The organism is Streptomyces sp. HM190 (genome assembly GCF_009857135.1).
In the GTDB taxonomy this organism is placed as follows: domain Bacteria; phylum Actinomycetota; class Actinomycetes; order Streptomycetales; family Streptomycetaceae; genus Streptomyces; species Streptomyces heilongjiangensis.
Window position 1 is genome coordinate 4,627,069 of sequence record NZ_CP047318.1, and the last position, 23,639, is coordinate 4,650,707.

A 23,639-nucleotide genomic window follows, 5' to 3' on the forward strand; every position below is an offset into this window, starting at 1 on the left:
GGGCCCCGCATGTGACGATCCCCTCAAGCCGGGGATCAGCGACGGGTGGGAGGGGGACGGCGCGCATGGCCTGGTTTCTTGGACTCGGCATCACGGGGGTCGTGCTGCTCGCCCTGTCGCTGGTCTTCGACGGAGTGCTCGACGGTGCGCTGGACGGCACTCTCGACGGGGGGTTGTCGTTGCCGGTCGTCGCCGGATTCCTGGCGATGACCGGTTTCGCGGGCGCCATCGCCATGGGGGCGGCGGGCGCCGGCCCGGTGGCCGCCACGGCCGCGGGGGCCGTGTCCGGAGCGGGCACGGGCTGGCTGACGTACCGCTTCAGCCGTGTCCTGACGCGCGACCGGACGGCGCTCGCGCCCACCGGGGACGACCTGGTGGGCACCTCGGGCAGCGTGGTCACGGCCATCCCGGCCGGCGGGTACGGCGAGGTGCTGCTGCGGCTCGCCGGCCAGCCGGTGAAGTTCGCCGCGCGCAGCGCGGTGCCGGTGGCCCGGGGCGCCGAGGTCTGGGTGGAGGCGGCGCCGTCCGCGACGTCGGTAGTGGTCCGCCCGGTCGACCACTGAAGCCTCAGCCCGCTCCCCTCCTCCTGACCTCCCTCTTTCTCCTCTCCTTCTCTTACGTGATTCGGGGGCACTGTGATGAGTCCTGTCGTCGTAGCCGTGGTGGGGGTCGTGGTCCTCCTCGTCCTCCTGGCACTCGTGGTGATCAACCGCTACAAGGTGGCCGGGCCCAGCGAGGCGTTCATCGTCACCGGGCGGCGCGGGAAGGAGGCCACCGACCCGGAGACCGGCCGGGTGTTCACCGACAACAGCGGGCAGAAGGTCGTTGTCGGCGGCGGTGTGTTCGTCGTGCCGTTCGTGCAGCAGAAGTTCACGCTCGACCTGTCCTCCCGCCACATCCCGGTGGCGGTGCGCGGCGCGGTCACCCTGCGCGGTGTGAAGGCGAACCTCGACGGTGTCGCCATTGTCAAGGTCGGCGGCACCGAGGACTCCATCCGGGCCGCGGCCCAGCGGTTCCTGATGCAGCAGGACGGCATCGTCGGCTTCACCCAGGAGGTGCTGTCGGGCGCGCTGCGGGCGATCGTGGGGCGGATGTCCGTGGAGGACGTCATCCGTGACCGGGCCGCCTTCGCGAGCCAGGTGGCGGAGGAGGCGGAGGCCAGCCTGTCCGGGCAGGGGCTGGTGCTGGACGCCTTCCAGATCCAGGACATCACCACCGAGGGTTCCTACCTGGAGGACCTCGGCCGGCCGGAGGCGGCGCGGGCGCGGCAGGAGGCCGACATCGCGGAGGCCGTCGCCCGCCGGGCCGCCGAGCAGGCCCGGCTGAAGGCCGAGGAGGAGATCGCGGTCGCGCAGCGGACGTTCGCGCTGAAGCAGGCCGAGATCAAGGCCGAGACCGACGAGGCCGCGGCGCGGGCGGCGGCGGCCGGCCCGCTGGCCGAGGCAGCCCGGCAGCAGGAGATCCTCACCGAGCAGGAGAAGGTCGCCGAACGGCAGGCGGCGCTGACCGACCGTCAGCTCGACACCCAGGTCCGCAAGCCCGCCGACGCCCAGCGCTACGCGGCGGAGCAGGAGGCCGAGGCCAGGCGCGTGGCGCGGGTCAAGCAGGCCGAGGCGGAGAAGGCGGCCGGCATCGCGGCCGCGCAGGCGGAGGCCGAGCGGGCCCGGCTGACCGGTGAGGGCGAGAAGCAGCGCCGTAGCGCGCTGGCCGAGGCGGAGGCCATCGAGGGCCTGAAGCAGGGTGAGGCCGAGCGGTCCCGGCGCGCGGCGATCGCGGAGGCGGTACGGCTGGAGGGTGAGGCCGACGCGGCGGCGATCGGCGCGAAGGGTGCCGCCGAGGCGGAGGCGATGCGGAAGAAGGCGGACGCGTTCGGGCAGTACGGCGAGGCGGCCGTCCTGCAGATGCTCGTCGAGGTGCTGCCGCAGGTGGTGGCCAAGGCGTCGGAGCCGATCGGCGCCATCGACAAGCTGACCGTCATCTCCACCGACGGCGCCGGCCGCATCCCGCGCGCGGTCGCGGACAATGTCGCCCAGGGCATGGAACTCCTCGGCTCCACCACGGGCGTGGACCTCGCCGGGCTGCTGCGGGGCCTCACCGAGCGGACGCCGGTGAAGGGTCAGGAGCCGGCGCCGTCGAACGGGAAGGTCGAGATCACCGGTTGAGGCCAGCGGTCCGGATCCGCGGCTCCGAACACCGGTCGGGGTGAAGCCGTACCCGAAGGCCCGCCCAGATCACCTGGGCGGGCCTTCGTGGCGACCGGTGCCCCGACAAGTGCCGGGCGGGGCGCGCGCGATCGATGGCGTTCAGCCATTCCGCCCCCTGGCCGGTGTGTGTCTGGCGGCGGGTGAGCGGCACGAGCATCGTGGAGTACGAAGGCTTCGAGCGACGGCCTGCACGACCCGGGGCCACGGAGAGCGGAAGCCTTGGGGGGACGGAGGGAGTCCCGAGTGCTGGGGTCGGCGCGCCACGGGCGTGCCGGGACCCGTGCCCGTGCCGCGCTCGTGCCGTGCCGCGCTCGTGCGGTGCCCGTGCCGCGCTCGTGCCCGTGCCGCGCTCGTGCGGTGCCCGTGCCGCGCTCGTGCCCGTGCCGCGCTCGTGCCGCGCTCGTGCCGTGCCCGTGCCGCGCTCCGGACGACATCGCGCCGGGGCGCCCCTCCGCACCGGCTCTGCTGACGCCGCGCCAGGTGATCGCGGCACCGCCGCCGCGACACCTCCGCGGCCCGCCGCGCGGCAGTGTGCGCGGTGTCACGTATCGCGGAACGTCTCAAGTTGCCCACATCACAGCGTGAATACCCCTGTGGCATCCATGCTCGAAACGGGTCAGAAGCCCAAAGTGGAGCGCACAGCCGTCAATCTGCGTGATCCCCACCCAAGTCGCCTGTGCCGCGGCCCTCATGACGTTCTGCCTCGTTCCCCGTAGAAAGGTGCCCCCCATGGCCGCTTACCTGTGCCCGCCTTCCGTCATACACGGTGAGCACACCGTCCGGACCAGCCAGATCGTGGCGGAAGTGCGAGCTCGCCATCCGCACGCGCCGTGGGCGCAGCGGATCGACGGCATCGCCGCCAGTACCGGCATCGAGAAGCGCGGGTGGATGCTGCCGCTGGAGACCGCCGTCGCGCCCGGCAGCGGGAACGGCCTGCCGGCGGCCGGCCCGGGGCCGACCCGGGAGGCGCTGGCCGGGAAGGGGTTCAGCGAACAGGACGTGGACCGGGTGATCGCCGCGCTCGAGGCGATGCCCGCGCCGCAGACCGTCCAGGAACGCACGGCGCCGGCCTGGGCGGCCGTCCAGTCCTGTGGGGAGCGTGCGGCGCGGGGGGCCCTGCAGATCGCCGGGCTGGACGCCGCGGACGTCGACTGCCTGATCACCAGTCACTCCACCACCCCGGCGCTGCCGGGGCTGGACGTCTCCCTGGCCAACAGACTCCCGCTGCGGGGCGACGTGATGCTGCTGCCGGCCACGCAGTGGGCGTGCATAGCCGGGACCCGCTCGCTGGCGCTGGCGGCCGATCTCGTGGCCGCGGACCCCGACCGGGTGGTCCTGGTCGTGATCGCGGAGGCACTCAGCACGACCTACCAGCCCGCGGACGACACGTTGGAGTCCTTGATCGTCCGGCTGCTGTTCGCGGACACCGCGGTCGCCGCGGTCGTCACGGGCCGCCCGACGCCCGCGTCGGCGCTGCGGCTGGACGCCGCGTGGCACCACACTCTGCCCGGCACCCGGGACCTGCACCGCCTGGAGACCCGGGAGGACGGCACCCACTTCGTGATGGACCGGCGTGGGCCGCGCGCCGTGCAGCAGACGGTCACCGCGATGTGGGAGTGGCTGCGCCTGCGCTACGAGGACGACCCCGACTCCTGGCACCCCGACGTCCTGCTCGCGCACCCCGGCGGGACGCGCGTGCTGGAGTACATGGAGCAGACGATGCCCGACGGATGGCCGTCGGGACTGCTGGACCACAGCCGGGACAGCTACACCACCGGCAACCGCGGAGGCGCCGCCGTGTTCGACATCATGCGCAGGGCGTACGACGCCGGCCAGGAACGGGGCAGTCGTGCCGTCCTGTACGCGGCGGCCCCGGGGCTCACGGCCACCGCCCTCGAAGGGGAGTGGCTGTAGCGCGCGTTCGCGCCGCCCGTACCACCGTCCGACGAGCGCGCGCCGCCCGCCGACCCGCAGGCAGCCGCGTCACCTCTCGACGGACGCCCAGACCACCTTGCCGGTGTCGGTCCACCGCACCCCCCACCGGGTGGTGAGCGCGTGCACGACGCGCAGGCCGCGACCGCTGTCGTCGAGGAGCCCGCCGCCGCCCATCCGCGGCCTGCCGTTGCCGGTGTCGCCCACCTCGCACAGCAGCCCGTGACCGGTCCTGATCAGCCGTACCGTGAGGGGGCCTTCGGCGAAGCGGACCGCGTTGGCGACCAGTTCGTCGACCACCAGCAGCACGCTGTGCCGGGTGTCGTCCCTGGTGCGCCATCGCTCCAGCAGCCCGGAGACCAGCGTGCGGGCCCGGGCGGCCACGTCGCCGCGGGCGGGAAGGCGCCAGGTCGCGGTGTCCCCCTTGCGATAGCCGATCATGCGGGCGAGCAGCAGGGTCACGTCGTCGCGCCGGTGCGCGGGCGCCAGCGCCGAGACCACGTGGCGCGCGGCCTGCGGCAGGGCGTCCCAGGGGTGCACCGTGGAGACGGTGTCCGCCAGCCTCGCGATGCCCTCGTCGATCGACAGCGCGGGATCCTCCACCAGACCGTCGGTGTAGAGCGCGAGCAGCGAGCCCGGGGGCGCGGCGAACGTGTGCACGTCGAACGGCTCGCGCAGCGCGAACTCGGCGCCCAGCCCGGGGTGGGGGCGTACCGCGACCGGACCGGCGGGCCCGTCGGGTGTCACCAGGACCGGGGGGAGGTGGCCGGCGCTGGACAGGGCCACGCGGTGGCTGACCGGGTCGTACACGGCGATGCAGCAGGTCGACCCGAGGGCGCTGTAACCGGCCACCAGCCCGGACTCCGCGTCGTCCAGCAGCGCCACGGTCTCGTCCAGGTGCTCCAGCACCTCGTCGGGCGCCAGCCCGGCGGACAGCAGCGCGCGCGCCTCCATGCTCAGCTGTCCCATGGTCGCCGCGGCTCCCAGGCCGTGCCCGACGACGTCACCGACCACCAGCGCGGTACGGCCGTCCGGCAGCGGGAAACTGTTCACCCAGTCACCGCCGACGCCCGCGCTGTCGGGGGTGGCGGGCTGGTACACGCTGGCCGTTTCGACGGTGTCGCCGCCGGACCGGGGCAGCAGCCGGCGCTGCAACGCCAGCACCTGCGTGTGCTCGCGCTGGTGCTGACGGGCCAGGTCGACGTGGTGGGAGGTCCTGGCCACCAGCTCCTGCAGGTCGAGCAGCTCGCTGTCCTCGAAGGGGTGGCCCGCCCGCCGCCAGACCTCCGCCACCCCCAGGACGACGGGTGGCGCGCCGTCCAGGACCAGCGGTATGCACGCCACACACGCCGCCTGGTCACCGGGTACGAGGGCCCGCACCAGCCGTGGGGTGTCGAGGACCCGCTCGATCGCTTCCCGGTCGGGCAGGACGATGGCCTGCGCGGCGTCGTCACGCCGTATCGCCCGCGACAGCAGGCGGCTAGCGTCGCAGGGAAGATCGTCGCCCGGGGTCACGTAGCCGTCGGGCCACGCCCGGTCCGGCACCAGGGCCGCACGCCGCAACCGGATCCGTCCCTGCGGCCGCTCGGTGACCGCCTCGCCGGTCCACACGGCGAAGTCGAGGTCGATGGCGGTCACGTCTCCCCAGGCCAGCAGGGACTCCGCCAGCGACTGCGCGGTCTCGCCGATGTCCAGGGAGGTGCCGATCACGGTTTCGGCGGCGTACAGGTGCAGCCTCCTGGCCATGGCGATCAGCGTGACGGTCAGGCCCTCCTGAGGCTCCGCGGCGGCCAGGATGCTCATCGAGACCACCAGCTCCGACCCGTCGCTGCGCCGCAGGCGCTGGACCCGGGCGACGTGCGGCTCACCGGTCTCCAGGACCTGCCGCAACCTCCGGGTGACCGTCGGTATGTCCCAGGGAGGCAGAAGAGCGACGAAAGGCCTTCCGGGCACGGCCTCCACGCCCGCGAAGACGGGGGCGTCCAGATTGCAGCGGGTGATGACCAGGTCCCGGTCCAGATTGACCGCGCCGAGGATCTGCTCCTGATCGCCGGGGGGCGGATCGGCGTGCGTGCGCCGGTGGGCGGCGCCGTCGTCCCGTGTGCCGGCAGAACCGGCGGCCGCTGCCGCTCCGCCGCGGGGGATGTACTTCCCCAGAGCGCTGCTGACCATGTCGAACGGCGACGAGGACGAGGGGGAGGGCGTGGAGTCCATGCGGCTTCTCTCAGTTCGCTCGCCCACCCCGACACAGCGCCGGGGCCGTATCAGAACCCCGGCGTCGGGGCCCCGAGGTTCCTGACCGCATACCCATTCAATAACACCCGGGGCCGCTTCGCCCGACCAGCGGATCGCACAGCGGAGCGCGCACGGTGACGGACGAAGCGCGCACGGCGACGGACGGCGACGCTCGGTGAGAATGGCAACGCTCGGTGACGGACGAGTGCGGCTCACCCTTCCGAGGGCCTTGTCGCAGCGCGCTGCGGACAAATGCTCGACTGCGTGCTCGTGCCTCTACAGCTTGCTGCCGCTCTCCGGGGTCTCCGTCGTGCGGCCCGGCCCGGCCCCGTCCGGGCTCTCGAAAGGAGGCCGACCCGCGCCGGGGACCGAGCGGCTGCCCGGGGAGTCGACCCGGCCCGCCGTCCGCCGTCCGCCGTCGGTGGAGGCCGCGCCTGCAGGCGAGGGCGTGGCTGTCAGCCTTGGTCAGGCTGATCTGCCGGCCGTCGCCGATGCGGGGCGCTCGCTCTCGGGCCGTACGGGATCCACGCCGTACGGCATCCACGGCGTACGGGATCCACGGCGTTGCCGGATCGGCCCGCTGGACGGTCGGGGCGGGCGTGCGGCTACCGACCGGCGGGCGGGACGTCAGCGGGGGAGTCGGTGGTGAAGTCGGCCGGTGGCTGTGCCGCGGGCTGGAGTGCCTGCTCTTCGCTGAGGTATCTGCGCAGGTGGGGCAGCATGCCCTGAGTGAGCAGGGCCTGCTGCCAGTCCAGCCGCGTCTGTTCGAGGCGCGCGGGCGGCGGGGAGCCGCCACGTCGACGCACGGCGGTGGTCACGAGTCCCGCCATGGCCACGTACGCGCTGATGGACGCGACGAGCGCCAGGGTCCAGCCGGCGGTGACGAGCGAGTCCGGCAGCGTTCCCCCCACGTCCATCAGCTGGAGTGTGTAGCCGAGGACGAGCAGGATCGCGGAGGACGAGGCGGCCACGGGCGGGGTGAGCACGGCCACGGCGGGCAGCAAGCCGGCATCGGCGGGGCGGTGCTGCTCTGTGTTCTCCCGCGTGAACGTACGCAGGTCGAGGTACGCGCGGTACTCGCGCTGCGCCGCGGACACGATCGCGTCGGCGTCTCCGCGCGCCCGGACGCGCAGGCGGGCGGTGGTCCGGTCGGTCGGGTCGGAGCGCAGGGCGTTCCGGACGTCCGGGCTGTTCAGCGCCAGGTGCAGTACCGCCTCGAAGTCCGGCCGGTCCTCGGGGTGGAGGCGGAGCGGGGTGGCCACACGGTCTCCTGACGGTAGGGGCACTTCGGCAGCAGGGGCACTTCGGCAGGGGATGAGCGAGGACCGGCCGGGCCCACCTGTGCGAGGAGAGGTCCCGGCCGGGGCGGTCCCGGGTCAGACGTTGACGCCGAAGTCGGCGGCGATCCCGGCCAGGCCGGAGGCGTAACCCTGGCCCACGGCGCGGAACTTCCACTCGGCGCCGTGGCGGTACAACTCGCCGAAGACCATCGCCGTCTCGGTCGACGCGTCCTCGGACAGGTCGTACCGCGCGATCTCGGTACCGCCCGCCTGGTTGACGACGCGGATGAACGCGTTGCGGACCTGGCCGAAGCTCTGGCCGCGGTTCTCGGCGTCGTGGATGGAGACCGGGAACACGATCCTGTCGACCTCGGCGGGTACGGCCGCGAGGTTCACCTTGACGGACTCGTCGTCGCCCTCGCCCTCACCGGTGAGGTTGTCGCCGGTGTGCTCGACCGAGCCGTCCGGGCTGGTGAGGTTGTTGTAGAAGACGAAGTGCCTGTCGGACAGGACCTTGCCGGAGGCGTCGAGCAGCAGGGCGGAGGCGTCGAGGTCGTAGTCGGTGCCGGTCGTGGTGCGCACGTCCCAGCCCAGGCCGACCAGGACCGCGGTCAGGCCGGGGGCCTCCTTGCTGAGCGAGACGTTGCCACCCTTGGACAGGGAAACTCCCACTGCGCACTCCTTCTCGATGACGTCGGGTGAGGCCCGTAGGGGCCGACCTTAAATCTACAACACTGTAGAAAATGGGTTGCCGGTCTCGGGTCAGTCGCGGGAGTGTCCGAAGAGGATGCGGTAACCGATCAGCAGGAGAAGCGCGCCCGCGACGGCCGAGCCCCAGGTAGCCGCGTCGAAGAACTCCCGCTCCACCGGCCGGTCGAGGATCTTTGCCGACAGCCAGCCGCCGATGAAGGCACCCGCGATGCCGATGACCGTCGTGCCGACGCAGCCGCCCGGATCACGTCCGGGCAGGATCGCCTTGGCGATCGCTCCGGCGACAAGCCCCAGTACCAGCCATGCGATGACGCCCATGTCTTCCACTCTCCTCGTACCGCCGTTGTCATTGGTGTGGCACGGAGGTGTCTGTCCGCGCGACCCGCCTTCTACACTTCTGTAGATAACAGGTGGTGCCTCGCGGTGGGACGATCGGCCGGGGGGCGTCGATACGATGTCCGATCGGGAAACGGGCGGCGGCGGACAGGAGACAGGGCGTGACGGATCACCGGCAGCGTCCCCGGCGGCGGGGGCAGGGCGAGCTGGAGGCGCAGGTCCTGTCGGCGCTGCGGGAGGCGGAGGGGCCGGCGACGGTCGGCTGGGTGCTGGACCGGCTCGGCGGCGACCTCGCCTACACGACGGTGATCACGATCCTGACCCGGCTGCTGGCCAAGGGCGCGGTCACCCGGGAGCGGGCGGGCCGGTCCTTCACCTGGACACCCGCCTCGGACCAGGCGGGCCTCGCGGCGCACAAGATGCGCAAGGTGCTGGACGCGGAGAGCGACCGCGGGGCGGTGCTGGCCAGCTTCGTCACCGGCCTCGGCCCCGACGACGAGCGGCTGTTGCGGGAACTGCTGGGTCGGAGCGGGAGCGAAGGGGAAGATTGACACCTCATGGGGGTCTTCGTCTTTCTGCCGCTGGTCCTGCCGCTCACGGCATGGCCCATGGCGCGCCTGGCCGAACAGCACCTGCATCCACGCGCCGCGACGCGGCTGCTGACCTGGGTGGCCGCGGTGATGGCGGCGTGCAGCACGCTGTGCCTGGGGTTGGTGATGGTGGTCGGCACGGCCCAGTTGCCCGGCAACCCGCTGCCCGACGGCTGGTCCGACCCCGAGGTGCGCGCGGCGGTGCCGTACGACGAAGTGGTGGGGAAGGCCGCCATCCCCGCGCTGTTCGCCGTGCTGGTGGTCTGCGGTCGGACACTGTGGCGGCACGGCCGGGTGCGCCGCACGGCTCACCGGGCGCTCGGCGGGCTGCCGGCCACCGAGGTGGTCGTCCTGCCCGATGACGTCCCCTACGCGTACGCCTTGCCCGGCGGGCTCCGGGACCGTGTGGTCGTGACCACCGCACTGCTGTCCTGTCTCGAACCGGCCGAGCGCCGGGCCCTGTTCGCCCATGAGCGCGCCCATCTGGCCGCCCGGCACCACCGGTTCCTGCTGGCCGTCCAACTCGCGGCGCGCGCCAACCCGTTCCTGCGACCGCTGCGGACGGCCGTGTCGTACACGGCGGAACGCTGGGCGGACGAGGAGGCGGCTCGGACGGTGGGCAGCCGCCGCACGGTGGCGCGCGCGATCGGCAAGGCGGCCCTGGTCTCCCGGGGGACCCCGGTGCCGACCCTCGCGGGGTTCGCCGCACCCGGCCCGGTTCCGCGCCGGGTGACGGCCCTCCTCGGCCCGGCTCCTCTGGTACGCAACTGGCCCTCGGTCTTCACCACTGTGGGCCTGGCCGCCTGGGGAGCCGCCGCGGGCACGGCCGTGTCGGCGATGTCGTCCGCGAACTCCGCGGTGACCATGTTCTTCATCCTGTACGCCGCCACACCCCTGTGAGTGGGACGGCGCCGGTCGGGCGCCGTCCGGCAGGACGCCGGGTCCGGCGGCGGGCCCCGGGAGGCCGGGGCCGTCCGGCAGGCCCCGGGAGGCCGGGGCCGAGCGGCAGGCCCCGGGAGCAGGCAAGGCCCCGGGAGGCCGGGGCCGAGAGCAGGCGGACGACCGGCGTCAGCCCGCCGGTCAGGACGCCGGGCCAGGCCGAGGCCGCGCCCTTCTCCTTCGGTCGACGACCGACTCCGACCGCCGGAAAGCCCTCCGAGTCCGACCGCCGGAAAGCCCCAAGTACCCGGTGACATCGGGTGGTCGACCGCTGGTGGCGCGACGCCGAGGGCCGCGCCAGGCCCACCACGGCGACCGCGCCACCGCCTGTCCGGCGGTCCTCGAACGGCACCGTGCGGCGGCAGCCCTCACACCGCCCCGGCAGGCCGTCGGGGTCCGGGCCCGTGTGCGGGGCGGCCCGGCGTCCACGGTCATGCACCTGTTCTCGGCCGGGGCGTATGTGCCGGGCCCCGGCCAGGGACTCGGCCCGGGCCCGGCGCATGCGCCCCGCAGGCCGCTCAGAGGTCGAACTCGTGCGGCGGCAGGCCGAGGGTGAAGCACGCCTCCCGCACGACGGCCTGCTCGGTCTTGTCGAAGTCGCCGTCGGCGCCGCCGATGACGATGCCGATCTGGATCACTGCGCGGGCCTCGGCGGGCTTCTTCCTCGCCTTGGCGACCTCCTGCAGCACACTCACCTTGCCGAAGTCGAAGTCGGCGGTGAGCCTGTTGAGGTTGTCGTCGAAGCGCCGTTGCAGATCCATGGCGTCGAAGTTCTGCAGTACCTCGTTGGTGGCGATGAGTTGGGCGACCCGCCGCCGCTCCGACGGGTCGATGGTGCCGTCGGCGGCGGCGACGAGCGCGCACATCGCCATGCTGGCGTCCCGGAAGGCGCCGCTCTTCAGGTCGTTCTTCTTCGCCATGAGCTGCGTCTGCAGCGTCGACGTGGACTCCTTGATGCGGTCCCACAGGGCCATGAGAACTCCATACGGTCGATCGAGGCCCGGGCCGCCTCGGTAGCGACCCGGCACCCTCTTTTTCTACACCAATGTAGAAATTGGCGGCGGGCCGGATGGGTTCCCTTCGTCTCCCGGGCGTTCGACGGGAGGTCTACCGGGACGACGGGATGCCGATCCGGCCGACCGGACCCTCGTCCGCGGTCCGGCCGGGGGTGTGTCCGGGGCCCGTCAGCCTTCCTCTTCCTCCTTGTCCCCCTCCAAGAAGTCGCCGACCTCGTCGACCACTTCGGCCGCGACCATCCCGCCGACGACGACGCCGACCGCCAGTCCGGCCGCACCGGCCGCACCGGTCGTGCCCACGCCGGGGCCGGAACGGTGGCCGTCCTGGTGGTGATCGCCGTGGCCGCCCTGCCCGTGGCCGTGCGCGTACGGGTCCCCGTGCCCGTGGGCGGTGTGCGAGCCGTACGGCGCCCGGTGCTCCACCAGTTGCTGGATCCAGCCGTCGACGATCGCGTTCCGGTCCTGCTGCTCGACGCCCTCGTGGGAGACGGTGAACCGGGTCGGCGCGTCATGGCCGGGGCTTCGCGGCGGCACGGCGGTTCGCGGGCCGCTTACCCGGCCGCGTCGAGAGCGGCGAGAGCCTGAGCCCAGCGGACGTACTTGAGGTCCGCCAGGTCGGCCACGGTCTTGACCCCGAAAGCCTCCTGGAGCAGTTCGCCGTCGCGGTCCGAGACGCCCTTAAGCGCCCCGACCGGGGCAGCCAGGATCTCGGCCAGGCTCTTGTCCGCCCATGCCTTGTCGAGCACCTTGTCCAGATCGATCGAAGCCATGCGTGTCGCCTCCACGGTGGGTGCGGGGCCCGGCCCGCGCCGGACCTTCTACAGATGCGTAGAAGCATAGGGTCGCCAGGGGCGAGGAAGCCGACGGTCGGCGCGGACGCGGCGGGAAAGTCCGAAAACGGATACGTGAGCTGGCCGGAGGGCCGTTCCCGGTCATCGGTCATCGGTCATCGGATACCGGATACCGGATGTCGGGCATCGGGCATCGGAGCGAGGCGTCGGCGGAGCATGCCACCTGGGCCCGGACCGCCGCAGGGCCTGGCGGGGTGAGGTCGCGTGTGCTGGTGTGCCGGCCAGGCCCCTGCACGCGCAGGAGGCCCGGCCGGGCGGTCGGCCACGCCGTACGCAGCGCTCAACGCGCCTACGGTGAACCGGGGTTCACACGGCAGACATCGCACGGAAGTGCGGACTGGCTAAGATCCACTTCCTGCAGAAGCCCGTACGGCTCGCCCCCGTACGACTCGCCGGTGAGGGAGCCGCGGACACCCGATGACGCACGACGGGACCACACGCTTGACGGCTCGCCCATCCGTTCGCCACCTCGTGGCCTGCCACTGCCGGGCGGTGACCGAGGCCCGCTGGTTCGCCGTCGCTGTCTTCGCCCTCATCATCGCCAACGCGGTCGTCCTCGGCGTGGATACCTACTCCGGCGTCGTGGACCGGTGGCACGACGAGCTGAAGCTGATCGAGTACGGCTTCCTGGCCGCCTTCGCGACCGAGATTCTCCTGCGCGCGTGTGCGCACGCCGACCGCCCAGGGGACTTCTTCCGCGACCCGTGGAACCTGTTCGACCTCGCCGTCGTCCTGTCCGCCGCCTTGCCGGCCGTCCGCGAGAACGCCACCGTGCTGCGGCTGCTGCGCCTGGCACGCGTGCTGCGCGCCGCCCGGTTCCTGCCCCAACTGCGCATCGTGCTCGTGGCGGTGGCCCGCAGCCTGCCCGGCACGGTCAGCTTCCTGCTGGTCGGCGCGCTGCTGCTGTACGTCTACGCCATGGTCGGCTGGGTCTTCTTCGCCGACGACGACCCCGAGCACTACGGCTCCATCGGCCGTGCCGTCCTCACCCTCTTCCTCCTGATGACCCTGGACGGACTGGGCGACGCGGTCCGCGCGGGACTGGAGATCTCCCGCTGGAGCATCCTCTACTACGCCTCGTACGTCCTGCTCGGCTCCTTCGTGCTGGTCAACGTCCTCATCGGGGTGGTCATCACCTCCCTCGACGAGGCCCGCGAGATGGAGCAGGAAGCGGAACGCCGGGAAGGCGGCGGACACGCTGCGGCAGTCGCGGGGGCGGCGGCCTCCCGCGAACGACACCTCCGCGACCGCATCGCCGAGGCGCGACGCGCTCTCGACCGCCTGGAGGAGAGCCTGGACCCGGACCTTCTCCCCACACCCCGCGCGACCACGACGGAAGCGACCGCTCCGCCGACCGCGGGTCACACGTGAGAATCGGCGACGAGGGTTGGTCATGAGCCACTGAGGAGGCCAAGCCGGTCCCGGTCGGAGGTTCCGTGGTCGAGGGAGCGTTCGCTGGGCCGCGGCAGGTGGTGGACGAAGGCTCGCCGCCTCGGCGTCAGCGGACGGGACGCCGCCGGGAGCGCCGGGACACCAGCACCGTGAAGGAGATCACGGCTGCGGCGAAGACCACGATGCCCGTGGCCAGGAGAAAGCCGAGGCCCTTCACCGCCACACCGATGATTCCCAGCACGACGGCCACAAGCAGCAGCAGGAGGAAGAGCGCCATCACGGCGTACCACCTCGTCCCGGCCGTGCGCCCACGCTCACCGGCGTGCGAGCTGTCGTTCGCCGGCCGCCCCCGTCCGGTACGTCATGCCGTAGTGCTGGAAGATCTCCTCCTCCCGCTCGGCCGGCAGGACGTCGTCGGTCCCGATCGACGGGGCCTTCCGCACCTGCCCCTTGGCGTAGGAGACCCGGACGTAGTCCGGTCCGACGACCGCGTCGTCGAGCGGGACGAAGACCAGCCGGTGACGGGTGGGCAGTCCGGTCCGGACCGTGGCCATGGCCGGTTCGTCAGTGGCGGTGTCGACGTAGACCGCTTCGAGCATGCCGATCTTGTGCTGCTTCTCGTCGACCACGTCCTGGTTGCGCCACTCGCGGATGTCGGCTGGACGGATCATGGCCTGCTCCCTGTCTGCGCGCTCTGCCGGGTGGTGCGCACGAGTACCCCGGCCCTCGCGTCTCAAGGCGCCCCCCCCGCGGCGCGGTCAGCCGCTGTTCTCCTCCTCGGCCTCCATGAGCCGTATCCCCTGATGCGTCAGCACGACTGTCGCAGGCACCTCGCCATGGGCCCAGCGGACCGTGACCAGTCCCTCGCCCACCAGATAGGTGCACGCCGCGGCCAGGTCGTGGTCGGGGATCTCCAACTCGTCACGCAGCCTGGCCCCGGAGACATCCGGAAGGCCACGTGCTTCCATGTCCTGGTACAGGGTCTTCATGATCGCTTCGCGGTGGGATTTCCGCTGGTGCAGTGTTGCCATGGTCGCCGCCACTCGTCCTGGGCTCCCGGACCGGCTCTCCCTGTTCACCCTACTCCGGGCCGTACGCCGGTACCTGGCGTACGGCCCGCCGGCGGTCTCGTGAGGGCGGAGCATGGCAGACCGCTCAGTTCCCTGACGCCCGTCCCCCTACCGCCGTACGCCGTCCTCCACGGAACGGCTGTCTCCCGTGGAGGGGCCGTCCCCCGTGAACGGCCCGCCTCCCGCGGACCGGCTGCTCTCCAGCCACGACCGAGCGGGTTCTGCCGCGTGGGCGGTGTCCACGGTGAGGTCGAGACGAGTTCCCCCGTCGGGACCCGAGGGGTAGCTGCGCTGCTCGGTGGAGTCGAAGCAACGGCGGAGAACCTCCGCGACCCGACGGGCGACTTCGGGCGAGGCGGCTACGACACAGACCTCGGCGCGGCCGTCCGAGGGTGTTTCCATGGACCGCATGACGACCTCGGAGTCATCGGAGTCGGACGTGCCCGTACGAGACGGATCGGATTCCCGCCCTACTCCGACAGCCGTCGAAGTTCCTGCGGGTCACCGGCGGCCTCCCGCACGCTGACGGGGCGCGGAGTACCGTGAGAACGAGGAAGCCACCCGGTCCCCTCGATCCAGGTAGGCAGGCGAGTGCGATGGTCGACTCCGGCTCCGACTCCCCGCGGGTGACGAGACTTCTGCCGGACGCCGTGCACCAGGCCGTGCGGCCGGGGACTGCTCTCGTGCGGCTGCAGACGACCCATGACCGGCAGGGCGTGCTCGACGGGGTGTGGTGGCCTCGTTCCCGCGACATCGCCGCCGAACTCCCCAGCCTGATCGGCGCACTGACCGAGCACCTCGGGCCCATCACACGCGTCGGCCTCGACACCGACGCATGGGACGAACTTCCGACGCGGATGACCGTCGACGACCGCGTCGTCCACATCGACTCCTTCCCGGTCGGCGACGACACCGTCCTCATCACCCGGGGCGAGCAGGATCTCTTCTCCCTCCTCGTGGTCCCACCGCACGCGACGCCCGACGCCGCGCGCGCCGCCATGGCCGAGGCGGTCCGCGCCGGCAGCAGGAGGCGGGCCGAGCAGATCCTCATCGACACGGGCACCGGACGAACGGACCCGAGCACTGCACGAGTCCTCGGGGGCGTGGTGAAGAGCCCCGGTGAACAGTCCCCGGGCGAACAGCCCGACGGTGAATAGCCGGGCAGGCGCCGCCAGTCGCTCGCGGGGCTAGCTTCGACGTGTTCGTGCCCCCGGGGACAGTCGTTCGGGGGACCCGGGGGACCCGGGGGACCAGTGGTCTACGGGACCGGGGCCCCGTAGGGGACCTGGCTTCCGTCGAGCGGCGCTCCGCGGGGCCCGTTCGAGGAGTACGCTCGAAGACACCGAGGACATTTCGCGCACCGCTGTCAGGCTCGTGCCGTTTTCGGCGATCGAGTACACCGGGCTGGTCGTCACCGGCCCGGGGCAGGGTCCGCGACATGAACGTGACCGTCTCCCATCCGCCGGCAGCCGAAACCGCTGACCGCTTCACTTCTCGACCGCCGCCGCCGTGACTGCAGCGATGCCGCATCAGGTGACGGGAAGGTGAGAACCGTGGAGACATTCCTGACCCTCATCGTGATCATCGCGATGATCGCCTTCGGCGCGCTCCTCATCCAACGGCTCAACTCACAGCACGGCGACCGTATCGCCGCCTTCCACTACGGTCACTCCAGAACACCTGTCGCGGGACCGCCACCGTCGGCTCCGCGCAAGGGCAGTGACCGGACAGGGGCGACCGGCACGCGACGTCGGCATGTCGCCGGACACGGACGGCTCCGCCACCGCCTGCGGTGCCGCACCCGTGAGGGGCCGTGAGCGCCCGCTCGGACGGGGTGCGTCCGTAGGGGGCAGGGCCAGCTTACGGAGAACAAGTGGTGCGGTTGTGGTGTGGCGATCACCCACCGGTCTGGACAACAAAGAACCCCCGGGTCTCTGACCTGGGGGTTTCGCATGGAGCGGGTGACGAGAATCGAACTCGCGCTCTCAGCTTGGGAAGCTTGGGTTCTCGGTAGGCGGCTGCTTGGCTGAACTGCGGCGGAGCGGGCGCACGGCCTGACTGACCGGGCGGCCTGGTCCCCGCCGTTCCCCGTGGCTCCCCGCACGATCTGGCACGTGTCTGGCACGGGCGCTGCCGTCCGCTCTGCGCGTCTGCTGTGAGCCACGGACTACTCGTAGGCGGTCGCAGCCTGCAAGGCTCGCGCGAAGCAGCTCCAGTCACCGCTGGCGGGCAGACTGCGGCCGGCGTTGCTGTACCAGCCGTCCGCGTCGTCGATCCAGGCTGCCAGCGCCTCCAGGAAACCCGCGAGGTCCGCGTTCTCCCATGAGTGGCCCTGCTCGGTGTGGCTGCGGTGAAGGGCACGGACGAAGGCAGCCAGGTCTTCTCTGCTGTCGACGTGATCAGGAGAAGTGTTCACCGAGTTGGTGGAACGTGACACGCGGCGCGCCGCTCGGATGCAAGATGCCTTCCGTGGATTGGCTGAGCACTCTTGCCGAGATCGGCAAGATCATGGGTGGGGTGGTGGCGGCACTGACCCTCATGGGAACGGTGACCAAGTGGTGGAAGAAGGGCCCGGGCAGGCGACGCACCTGGACCAACAACTTCAAGCAGCTCGCTCCCGGCGTGCGGCCGGCCTATGTCGAAGCCCTCTTCGGGGAGCCCGCATTTGAACTCAGGGTGCCGGTGTTGAGCATCACACCCGGTGAGGGCAGCCGCCTGGGGCTCACAGAACGTGTATGGCCTTTGGCGACCGAGGGCTACTTGACGACCTGGAGCGGTGAGTCAGACGTCGTCGCATACTCTCTCACCACCACCAGTGAGCGGTTCAAGCCCAAGATCCGAATAGGTTCCTCCTGGTACTCCAATGGTCCTGCCCTCTACGTGCGCCTGGGGCGTACACGTCTCGCCCAAGTCAGCGATGCCCTCCACCTGCCGCATCCCGAAGAGATTGCGTCGTGGAAGGGTGCTCGGCGTCACGAGTACTACGAGACGTACTACTTCGGAAACCCAGGGCATTACATGACGTGGATGTGCGGCGTCTCCGGTACCGGTCATCGGGCTGGCGAAGCAGGAGCCATGGAGCGGTTGGGTCCCGAGAACTCGGCGTTCCTCCGGGGCGACCTGATCGAAAGCCTCCCAGCGGATCAACGGCAGGCGCTCGACGCATACCGCGCACGTGCGGTTGTGAACAGCCTGATGGTTCAGGGTATGGAACGGCTGAACATCTGCCCCGAGGATCCGCGCTGCGGTCCTGACTACGACCTGGTACGCACGCTCGAGAAGCCCCCGGGGGTACTCGCCAAGGTCAGGGTTCGAAGGGAGTTGCGAAGGGCCGAGGGACGCCCGGCCTGGGAGAAGGCCCGACGCCGACTTCCTAGCCAGCTACAACGACGATCCGGAAGCCCACGATCACCGCGTTAGGAGAGAGGCTGGGTGATCTGCGGGCTGAGCTGCGGCTTTGCCGATCGAGGAAGCGAGCCGCTACTCGACCGCGGGACACCAGTGTTAACCGTGGTTGACCTCTGCATCTGGCACGGTTGTGGCACGAACCTCAGCCGACGACAGTCAGCCACGACGGCGGGTGCGCCGACTGACCAGGCGCGCGTATGCCTCGCCGCACCCCCACCGGGCTCAGCCACGCTGTCTAGTGCCGTCCCTCAGAGCAAGTTGTGCCGGCGGGGCCGTTAGCGCACTTCAGGGCCCTTCTTAGGCGCTTGGAGGTACCCGGCCAGGGCAGGAAGACACTGCTTCCACATGGCTTCACGTCAGCCGTCACTTTGAAAGGATCATGGATGGGCGAGGTATGGCGCCCTTCGGTCGTGGTATAGCTCTGTTGACGATGTGTCACGACAGGTACGATTGGGTGTTGGCATGCGGCAACGGCGGAAATAGGGGGGAAAATGAAAGTGCCACAGAATGCCTTATTGCCGAAATTCGATCGCAAGTCTGACTACTTTGACTATTTTTCGGGTGACGGCTCCGCGGTTCAGCAGCTTGAAGATAAAAGGCTTACCGCAGGACTTCAGAAAAGCTATATCTTAGAAACGGTCGACGGTGGTAACCCGAGTGCACGCCTCCCTGTTGAGGAATTGTTCTCGCGAAGTGGCTTGCAAGCGGTGCCACTTTCGAAGGAAAAAACTGCGTTCGACGTTTCTACCGAGAGTGGTGAACGTGTCGCTCTAGTGGAGCAGGTCGACTCCAGGTACCTGACTCTCTACACCCTGCTGCCATCCAATCAGTCAGACAAGCTAGTGCGTGCCGCTGTCGCAACCAACCCATTTCTTGATCACCTCTGGCTGTCGTCACAGAGTTTCATGGCGTTGTGGTCGAATGTGCTGGCAGGGAACAGCGGTCGGCGTTACGGGAAAATTACCTTCGAGCATGAATCGATTTACGAGGTATCTGAGGAAGAAGCAGGGGAGTATCTTCCAGACGAGCGGCGTACCTCACGTTTCACCATGGTCGATAAGCTCGAAGTGATGGCGCAGAAGATGGATCCGCTACAGCAGGAATATGCGCCGCTGGCCTCGATTACTCAAATGCGTCTACCTGCGCAGGGTCGAGGTGGTCACGATCTCTACTATGACGGCAAAGTCACCAATCGAAGTGGATCCTTTGTCGACCACCGCACCACGTTACATGGGGTGGTGGGAATGTACAGGTCATTGACGCGCAGCGTGGAGCGACAACTCTGGACTTCTGTGGCCTCTTCCGGCTCTCTCGGTGCGACTAGCATCGGTTCTGTAGCTGAAATTGTATTCAGTAAGCCACTCACGGAGGATCTGTTTCGGCGCTGGGTCATGAGCATGTTCAACAATAGGCGCAACAGGTTTAGGCTTACGGGCTACGCTAATTGGCTGAATGCAACTAAGGTGCACGCAAACGCCATCGATCAACACCTTTGGCAGCCACTAGTAATGGAGTTTACTCCTGCGCGCGTCGTGGCCATACTTCCGCATGGTACGTGCGGAAACTCTGTCAATCGCCTGGTGTCAAATATTCAGCGTTTCATTGATCCAAAGGTCGCCGCTTACATTGGTGACAGGGAATACGGTACCCTAATTCCAAGCGTTGCGGCATAGCGCCTCTGTGTCAAAAAAGGGGGGGAATTGCTCACTCGTGATCCTGTTTTTCAGGTTAACTCGTGTTTGTGGTTAGTTTCGGATCAAGCGAAGGGCGTAAGTCCGACACGTCCCTACTTCGAGGCCGGTTATCGGCTACGGGCGCTTGGGCCCCGCTTTCCATTCTCTTCGTCTATCAAGCCGAAGTTGGTCTCAATCGGATGGAATCCGGCTCCGCCCGAGCCGGATATCGTGGTTCACCATCACGAATCCGGCGATCATTTGGTGTTGGAGTGTAAAGCCTCAGGATTCGGCTCCGAGTCCAGCACGGCTGGCCAGGCGCGTAAGCTGCTAATAGCAGGCGCGGATGCTGAATCATCGCTCAGCGTCTCAGGGGAGGCTTTCATCCTCTACACGCTTCCGATTGAGGATGCTGAGCTGCAAATGCAATGTCTTGAGGAACTGCGCACTGAGGTCGCAGAGGCAGGATTTGACACAGCGGAATATGGGACACTCGGTCTCGAAATAGATGATAGCGGCTTATGGGCAGAGCTGAGGCTTAGTCGGCCTTGCAATAAATCCCACATTGTAAAGGTATTGGGTCGAGTTCTTGTCTCATCCGCTGTCGGCGGAGACTCGCGCCCCCTTTACCTGATCCCGTACGATCCCACGACGGCCGAAAATCAGGATCCTGTCGAGAAAGAGTACTGCTATAGGCAGTTGTTGGAACGGGTTTACCTCGCCGCTGTACGCGTGCTCGGTACAGCTCAGGTACCTGACTCCGTGGTCCTGATAGGTGACGACCTGTTGCGCGAAGCCACATTTGGGATTTCTGCTAAATGGCAGGCGAAAGAGCTAAATTCTTTGAAGGTGACCCTCCTCCGTGGCATGGCTACGGTTTTAGGGAAGAGGGAGCTTAAAGGTAAGGTTCACTTCCATACCTCCCGGCTGGAAGTTCTCTTAAGTGGTGATGCCGAAAGGCAAGCTGCAATAAGTAGGCTCCTCAAGGCTAATCCGGAACAGCTAGCAGCGGAGGGGGTAACTGGTCAACTTGATGTAGAGGATGGGCTGGACGAATCTTCGTCCGCTGGTGAGACGTGAGAGCACTTGTAGCGGGTTCCGCCACCTCCTCTGTGTCATTCAGCTTCGGTAGGGTCACTCGTCCCAACCCTGATTGACTCCATTTGATGCCAGGCAGTTGCTTGCCATGGGCGCGGTACGGGCGCCGGCCGGGCTGGAGCGGGGCGGAGACTGGAGCGCAGGCCCGGCCGGGGGCCGGGCCGCGCGCGGTGAGCGGAGCGAGCCGCACTTGAACCCGTGAAGAAGGTTGTTACTCAGCAGGACCTGTGATCCGCCACAAGGGCGCGTCGTACTGCTCCGGACGGCTGCTGATCAGCAGTTGGCGCAGGTCCTCGCGTAGAGAGCCGTTGCAGTTCAGTGCCTCGGTGATGCGGCGGAACGTCGTATGGGTCACTCCGCGGCCTTGGGCCTCCGCCTCGAACTCATCGAGTCGGATCAATGCAGCCTCGGGGTCAAGCTTCGTCGGCGGCTGGTCCTTCAGCCACGTGACCTTGTTGCGCTCGTAGTCGATCTCTGAGTACCCGCAGATCTCGCGGCTGTGGGCCTCGACCTCGTCCAGGGTGGCCGTCGTCGTGATAGCGCGGGCCAACTCGTTGCGGCTCAGCGCCTCGTCCAGGTCGACCTCATGGACGGTCGGACCCTCGTCGGTGAGAGGGACGGGAAGGCCGGCGTCCCGCATCTCGCACGTGCCGCGTACGCCGCGGGCCGTCGCTGCGAGCATCCCGGTTGCTTCGGACGGGTGCCACTCCAGGACCGAGCTGATCGGCTCCACGTCCTTGGCGGTGAAGGTGTGGACGAGCGGGCCAAGCATGCCGCGCAGGTCATCAGGAGGCAGTTCGCCGTCCAGGCCGGGGCCTGCCACCAAGAGGCGGATCGGTGCGTTCACCTGGCAGCACGCGGCAAGCGTGACGGCGTCGGCAAGCGGGCTCTTGAGCGTCGGCTCATCGCCTCGGGCGAGGATGTCTCCGCCGACGTCCAGGAGATCGATCGACTCCGGTGAGAAGTGGGTTACCAGCTCTTCGAGTTGGCGGGTGATGCCCTCGACTCCGTGGCGTGGGTCGATCAGCGCGAAGGTGTGCGGGAGCTCTGCCGCGAGTCGGGGGAGGGTGGAGCCTGCCGGAGCGATCGGGCGGGCCTCGGCCGACACTGCCCGGACTGCTGGGGTGAGGTGCTGGAGGCCGGTGAAGTTGTTCGGTCCTCGGGGGCCCGGTACAGGGTCGATCAACAGGCGGTCCCACGCATACGTGAGGATCACCGCCGGGTCCTCGTCGCCGTAGAGGGCTGTGTGAAGCATTGCGGCGGCGACTGCGTCGCCCCCTCCTCCTGCTGCGACGATCAACCGCTTCATGCGGTTCAGCCTACGGGGTCCGGGGTTGACCACTCATCCTATAGTGGCTACTGGCCATAGCCACTTGGCTATGGGAAAGGTGAGGAGGCGGCATGCCGCAGATCGAGGAGGCTCAGCCGAAGTATCTCCAGATCGCGCACTACATCCGTGATCAGATTCTTCGGGGTGACCTGCGGCCGGGGGACGAGGTTCCCTCGGAGAGGCAGTTGGCTGCGAGCTGGAACGTGTCCCGCCCGACTGCCGCGCGGTCGCTGGAGGCGCTGAGCCATCAGGGGCTCGTCGAGAAGCGTCAGGGCTCGGGCACGTACGTGCGGAGCCTGGAGGTCAACCGTCGGGCGCGCGAGTTGTACGGGCGGGCTCGGCAGACCGGGAAGATCTACACGCCCGGTGAGTACGCGGTGATCACCTCGGCCGGTTGGATGGAGGCCCCGGATCACGTTGCTGAGGCTTTGGGCCTGGTCAAGGACCGCCGGGCCGTGCATCGGCGGCGGGTGACGAACAACCAGGACGGGCCGATCACGCTGTCCACTTCGTGGTTCGCTCCGGACGTCGGTCAGCGTGCGCCGAAGCTCCTGGAGCCGGAACGGATTCAGGAAGGGACGCTCATGTACGTCGAGAACATGACGGGGCGTCAGGGCAGCTACGCGGAAGATCGCATGTGTGCTCGCGATGCGACGGAAGAGGAGGCCGCGGATCTCCAACTGCGCTCCGGGTCCGCCGTCCTGATCGTTCACCACGTCGTCTTCGACCTCCAGGACCGGCCGTTGGAGTTCGCCGAAGCCACCTACCCGCCGCATCGCTGGGCGTTCGAGCAGGGCTACCCGCTCACCTGATGGCCTGGCAGTTGCGTCGAACCGCTTGCACAGTCCAAGTGGCTAATGCCACTATCCAGAAAGTGGCTAAGGCCACTTGGATTCGGAAGGGGGCACGGAGTGACGAGTCAGCGGCCGGACCAGGGCGCGCGTGCAACTTGCCGGGGATGTCGGGGGCGCGGATGGAAGCGCGTCGGCTCTCGCACGGCTCTGGCGCTCTCGACGGCCACCGACCGCGTCCGTGCCACGTCGAAACGACGCTGCCTCGACTGCGACGGCAGCGGCAAGGAGTGAGTGCGGATGGCCTACTCGATCGACCGCTATCCCTCTGCGGACTCGCCGCGACTCGGTGCCATGACCCTGCACCCCGTCGCGGAGTCCGTCCCGCGGGCGCGGCGCTGGTTCCGGAAGTTCATCGCCCCGTACAACCCGGCCTGCTCGATCGACGACTGCGTGTTGATGATCTCGGAGCTGGTGACCAACGCGATTCTCTACGGGCGGGCTGACGAGACCTGGATGGTGCGCGTTGCGTGGTACCGCGTGGAGACGTCGCTTCGGGTGGAGGTACACAATCCGGGGTTCCCGGCGAGTGTGCGCATGCGGCAACCGGACGCCGGCGATGCCCATGGGCGTGGGCTGCTCCTCGTCGACTCCATCGCCGACTCGTGGCACTCCGGTCCCAGCCGCTTCGGGGGGACGGTTGTCTCGTTCACCATGGCCGACGCATGGTCGCCTGATGAGGTCTTCGGGCCCGTTCTGTTCTGACGGCGCAGTTGTCGCTAG

General features: G+C 69.2%; 25 protein-coding genes and 1 pseudogene. 13 read left to right on the forward strand and 13 right to left on the reverse strand.

Features of this window, described 5'->3' with window-relative positions:
- Positions 1-65 precede the first annotated feature (65 nt).
- The 3 genes from GSY65_RS19680 (at position 66) to GSY65_RS19690 (ending at position 4,118) form a co-directional block, all read left to right on the forward strand.
- Entirely contained in the window at positions 66-563 is a 498-nt protein-coding gene (locus GSY65_RS19680) for a hypothetical protein (protein WP_159770539.1), read from the forward strand.
- Between the two features lie 75 nt (positions 564-638).
- Entirely contained in the window at positions 639-2,162 is a 1,524-nt protein-coding gene (locus tag GSY65_RS19685) for an SPFH domain-containing protein (RefSeq protein ID WP_159770541.1), read from the forward strand.
- Positions 2,163-2,933: 771 nt separating this feature from the next.
- Positions 2,934-4,118, forward strand: coding sequence for a type III polyketide synthase (locus GSY65_RS19690; RefSeq protein ID WP_159770543.1), 1,185 nt, complete (start codon positions 2,934-2,936; stop codon positions 4,116-4,118).
- A gap of 69 nt (positions 4,119-4,187) precedes the next feature.
- Here the strand turns inward: GSY65_RS19690 and GSY65_RS19695 are convergent, their stop codons facing one another.
- The 4 genes from GSY65_RS19695 to GSY65_RS19710 all read right to left on the reverse strand — a co-directional run bounded on the left by GSY65_RS19695 (position 4,188) and on the right by GSY65_RS19710 (position 8,680).
- Positions 4,188-6,350, reverse strand: coding sequence for an ATP-binding SpoIIE family protein phosphatase (locus GSY65_RS19695; RefSeq protein WP_159770545.1), 2,163 nt, complete (start codon positions 6,348-6,350; stop codon positions 4,188-4,190).
- 626 nt (positions 6,351-6,976) lie between these two features.
- On the reverse strand, positions 6,977-7,633 hold the full coding sequence (locus GSY65_RS19700) for a hypothetical protein (RefSeq protein WP_159770547.1): 657 nt from the start codon (positions 7,631-7,633) through the stop codon (positions 6,977-6,979).
- 114 nt (positions 7,634-7,747) lie between these two features.
- Positions 7,748-8,323, reverse strand: a complete 576-nt coding sequence (locus GSY65_RS19705) for a TerD family protein (RefSeq protein ID WP_159770549.1) — start codon at positions 8,321-8,323, stop codon at positions 7,748-7,750.
- A 90-nt stretch (positions 8,324-8,413) separates the two neighbouring features.
- A complete protein-coding gene (locus tag GSY65_RS19710; RefSeq protein WP_159770551.1) occupies positions 8,414-8,680 on the reverse strand; it encodes a GlsB/YeaQ/YmgE family stress response membrane protein in 267 nt (88 codons plus the stop codon).
- A 179-nt stretch (positions 8,681-8,859) separates the two neighbouring features.
- On the opposite strand from GSY65_RS19710, the gene GSY65_RS19715 reads away from it, so the two are divergent.
- Together GSY65_RS19715 and GSY65_RS19720 are read left to right on the forward strand one after the other, a co-directional pair.
- Positions 8,860-9,249, forward strand: a complete 390-nt coding sequence (locus tag GSY65_RS19715) for a BlaI/MecI/CopY family transcriptional regulator (protein ID WP_159770553.1) — start codon at positions 8,860-8,862, stop codon at positions 9,247-9,249.
- Positions 9,250-9,255: 6 nt separating this feature from the next.
- Positions 9,256-10,188, forward strand: a complete 933-nt coding sequence (locus GSY65_RS19720) for a M56 family metallopeptidase (protein WP_159770555.1) — start codon at positions 9,256-9,258, stop codon at positions 10,186-10,188.
- Between the two features lie 557 nt (positions 10,189-10,745).
- On the opposite strand, the gene GSY65_RS19725 is transcribed toward GSY65_RS19720, so the two are convergent.
- The 3 genes and pseudogenes from GSY65_RS19725 to GSY65_RS19735 form a co-directional block, all read right to left on the reverse strand.
- On the reverse strand, positions 10,746-11,201 hold the full coding sequence (locus tag GSY65_RS19725; protein ID WP_159770558.1) for a tellurite resistance TerB family protein: 456 nt from the start codon (positions 11,199-11,201) through the stop codon (positions 10,746-10,748).
- 210 nt (positions 11,202-11,411) lie between these two features.
- A pseudogene (locus GSY65_RS19730) lies at positions 11,412-11,765 on the reverse strand (sporulation protein); the annotation flags it as partial.
- Positions 11,766-11,794: 29 nt separating this feature from the next.
- Entirely contained in the window at positions 11,795-12,013 is a 219-nt protein-coding gene (locus GSY65_RS19735) for a hypothetical protein (protein WP_159770561.1), read from the reverse strand.
- 498 nt (positions 12,014-12,511) lie between these two features.
- Between GSY65_RS19735 and GSY65_RS19740 the strand changes: the two genes are divergently transcribed.
- Positions 12,512-13,465, forward strand: coding sequence for an ion transporter (locus GSY65_RS19740; protein WP_159770564.1), 954 nt, complete (start codon positions 12,512-12,514; stop codon positions 13,463-13,465).
- Between the two features lie 127 nt (positions 13,466-13,592).
- Here the strand turns inward: GSY65_RS19740 and GSY65_RS33345 are convergent, their stop codons facing one another.
- The 4 genes from GSY65_RS33345 to GSY65_RS19755 all read right to left on the reverse strand — a co-directional run bounded on the left by GSY65_RS33345 (position 13,593) and on the right by GSY65_RS19755 (position 14,967).
- On the reverse strand, positions 13,593-13,763 hold the full coding sequence (locus tag GSY65_RS33345) for a hypothetical protein (RefSeq protein ID WP_201452598.1): 171 nt from the start codon (positions 13,761-13,763) through the stop codon (positions 13,593-13,595).
- A gap of 37 nt (positions 13,764-13,800) precedes the next feature.
- Positions 13,801-14,157 (reverse strand): PRC-barrel domain-containing protein, encoded by a 357-nt coding sequence (locus GSY65_RS19745; protein WP_159770567.1) that lies wholly within the window; start codon positions 14,155-14,157, stop codon positions 13,801-13,803.
- Between the two features lie 87 nt (positions 14,158-14,244).
- Complete coding sequence (locus tag GSY65_RS19750; RefSeq protein ID WP_159770570.1) at positions 14,245-14,517, reverse strand: hypothetical protein; 273 nt, start codon at positions 14,515-14,517, stop codon at positions 14,245-14,247.
- A gap of 147 nt (positions 14,518-14,664) precedes the next feature.
- Positions 14,665-14,967 (reverse strand): hypothetical protein, encoded by a 303-nt coding sequence (locus GSY65_RS19755; RefSeq protein WP_159770573.1) that lies wholly within the window; start codon positions 14,965-14,967, stop codon positions 14,665-14,667.
- Positions 14,968-15,152: 185 nt separating this feature from the next.
- On the opposite strand from GSY65_RS19755, the gene GSY65_RS19760 reads away from it, so the two are divergent.
- Together GSY65_RS19760 and GSY65_RS19765 are read left to right on the forward strand one after the other, a co-directional pair.
- Entirely contained in the window at positions 15,153-15,713 is a 561-nt protein-coding gene (locus tag GSY65_RS19760; RefSeq protein ID WP_236579909.1) for a DUF5994 family protein, read from the forward strand.
- Between the two features lie 396 nt (positions 15,714-16,109).
- On the forward strand, positions 16,110-16,373 hold the full coding sequence (locus tag GSY65_RS19765) for a hypothetical protein (RefSeq protein ID WP_159770576.1): 264 nt from the start codon (positions 16,110-16,112) through the stop codon (positions 16,371-16,373).
- A gap of 350 nt (positions 16,374-16,723) precedes the next feature.
- Here GSY65_RS19765 and GSY65_RS19770 read toward each other — a convergent pair whose 3' ends face one another.
- Positions 16,724-16,972 (reverse strand): DUF7660 family protein, encoded by a 249-nt coding sequence (locus GSY65_RS19770; protein WP_159770579.1) that lies wholly within the window; start codon positions 16,970-16,972, stop codon positions 16,724-16,726.
- Between the two features lie 53 nt (positions 16,973-17,025).
- Between GSY65_RS19770 and GSY65_RS19775 the strand changes: the two genes are divergently transcribed.
- From GSY65_RS19775 to GSY65_RS19785, 3 genes are all read left to right on the forward strand, one after another.
- Complete coding sequence (locus GSY65_RS19775; protein WP_159770582.1) at positions 17,026-17,976, forward strand: ETEC_3214 domain-containing protein; 951 nt, start codon at positions 17,026-17,028, stop codon at positions 17,974-17,976.
- Positions 17,977-18,455: 479 nt separating this feature from the next.
- Positions 18,456-19,637, forward strand: a complete 1,182-nt coding sequence (locus GSY65_RS19780; RefSeq protein WP_159770585.1) for a hypothetical protein — start codon at positions 18,456-18,458, stop codon at positions 19,635-19,637.
- Between the two features lie 186 nt (positions 19,638-19,823).
- Positions 19,824-20,717: a hypothetical protein gene (locus GSY65_RS19785; protein ID WP_159770588.1), complete on the forward strand. Its 894-nt coding sequence runs from the start codon at positions 19,824-19,826 to the stop codon at positions 20,715-20,717.
- A 229-nt stretch (positions 20,718-20,946) separates the two neighbouring features.
- On the opposite strand, the gene GSY65_RS19790 is transcribed toward GSY65_RS19785, so the two are convergent.
- Positions 20,947-22,044 (reverse strand): DUF1152 domain-containing protein, encoded by a 1,098-nt coding sequence (locus tag GSY65_RS19790; RefSeq protein ID WP_159770591.1) that lies wholly within the window; start codon positions 22,042-22,044, stop codon positions 20,947-20,949.
- 92 nt (positions 22,045-22,136) lie between these two features.
- Between GSY65_RS19790 and GSY65_RS19795 the strand changes: the two genes are divergently transcribed.
- Positions 22,137-22,877 (forward strand): GntR family transcriptional regulator, encoded by a 741-nt coding sequence (locus tag GSY65_RS19795; protein WP_159770594.1) that lies wholly within the window; start codon positions 22,137-22,139, stop codon positions 22,875-22,877.
- A 279-nt stretch (positions 22,878-23,156) separates the two neighbouring features.
- Entirely contained in the window at positions 23,157-23,621 is a 465-nt protein-coding gene (locus GSY65_RS19800) for an ATP-binding protein (RefSeq protein WP_159770597.1), read from the forward strand.
- Positions 23,622-23,639 lie beyond the last annotated feature (18 nt).

Coding starts and splice junctions, on each gene's coding strand:
- GSY65_RS19790 (WP_159770591.1), bottom strand. CDS start 22,044: ATGAAGCGGTTGATCGTCGCAGCAGGAGGAGGGGGCGACGCAGTCGCC.
- GSY65_RS19720 (WP_159770555.1), top strand. CDS start 9,256: ATGGGGGTCTTCGTCTTTCTGCCGCTGGTCCTGCCGCTCACGGCATGG.
- GSY65_RS19685 (WP_159770541.1), top strand. CDS start 639: ATGAGTCCTGTCGTCGTAGCCGTGGTGGGGGTCGTGGTCCTCCTCGTC.
- GSY65_RS19725 (WP_159770558.1), bottom strand. CDS start 11,201: ATGGCCCTGTGGGACCGCATCAAGGAGTCCACGTCGACGCTGCAGACG.
- GSY65_RS19690 (WP_159770543.1), top strand. CDS start 2,934: ATGGCCGCTTACCTGTGCCCGCCTTCCGTCATACACGGTGAGCACACC.
- GSY65_RS19780 (WP_159770585.1), top strand. CDS start 18,456: ATGAAAGTGCCACAGAATGCCTTATTGCCGAAATTCGATCGCAAGTCT.
- GSY65_RS19760 (WP_236579909.1), top strand. CDS start 15,153: ATGGTCGACTCCGGCTCCGACTCCCCGCGGGTGACGAGACTTCTGCCG.
- GSY65_RS19755 (WP_159770573.1), bottom strand. CDS start 14,967: ATGCGGTCCATGGAAACACCCTCGGACGGCCGCGCCGAGGTCTGTGTC.
- GSY65_RS33345 (WP_201452598.1), bottom strand. CDS start 13,763: ATGGCGCTCTTCCTCCTGCTGCTGCTTGTGGCCGTCGTGCTGGGAATC.
- GSY65_RS19750 (WP_159770570.1), bottom strand. CDS start 14,517: ATGGCAACACTGCACCAGCGGAAATCCCACCGCGAAGCGATCATGAAG.
- GSY65_RS19740 (WP_159770564.1), top strand. CDS start 12,512: ATGACGCACGACGGGACCACACGCTTGACGGCTCGCCCATCCGTTCGC.
- GSY65_RS19745 (WP_159770567.1), bottom strand. CDS start 14,157: ATGATCCGTCCAGCCGACATCCGCGAGTGGCGCAACCAGGACGTGGTC.
- GSY65_RS19695 (WP_159770545.1), bottom strand. CDS start 6,350: ATGGACTCCACGCCCTCCCCCTCGTCCTCGTCGCCGTTCGACATGGTC.
- GSY65_RS19800 (WP_159770597.1), top strand. CDS start 23,157: ATGGCCTACTCGATCGACCGCTATCCCTCTGCGGACTCGCCGCGACTC.
- GSY65_RS19680 (WP_159770539.1), top strand. CDS start 66: ATGGCCTGGTTTCTTGGACTCGGCATCACGGGGGTCGTGCTGCTCGCC.
- GSY65_RS19795 (WP_159770594.1), top strand. CDS start 22,137: ATGCCGCAGATCGAGGAGGCTCAGCCGAAGTATCTCCAGATCGCGCAC.
- GSY65_RS19710 (WP_159770551.1), bottom strand. CDS start 8,680: ATGGGCGTCATCGCATGGCTGGTACTGGGGCTTGTCGCCGGAGCGATC.
- GSY65_RS19735 (WP_159770561.1), bottom strand. CDS start 12,013: ATGGCTTCGATCGATCTGGACAAGGTGCTCGACAAGGCATGGGCGGAC.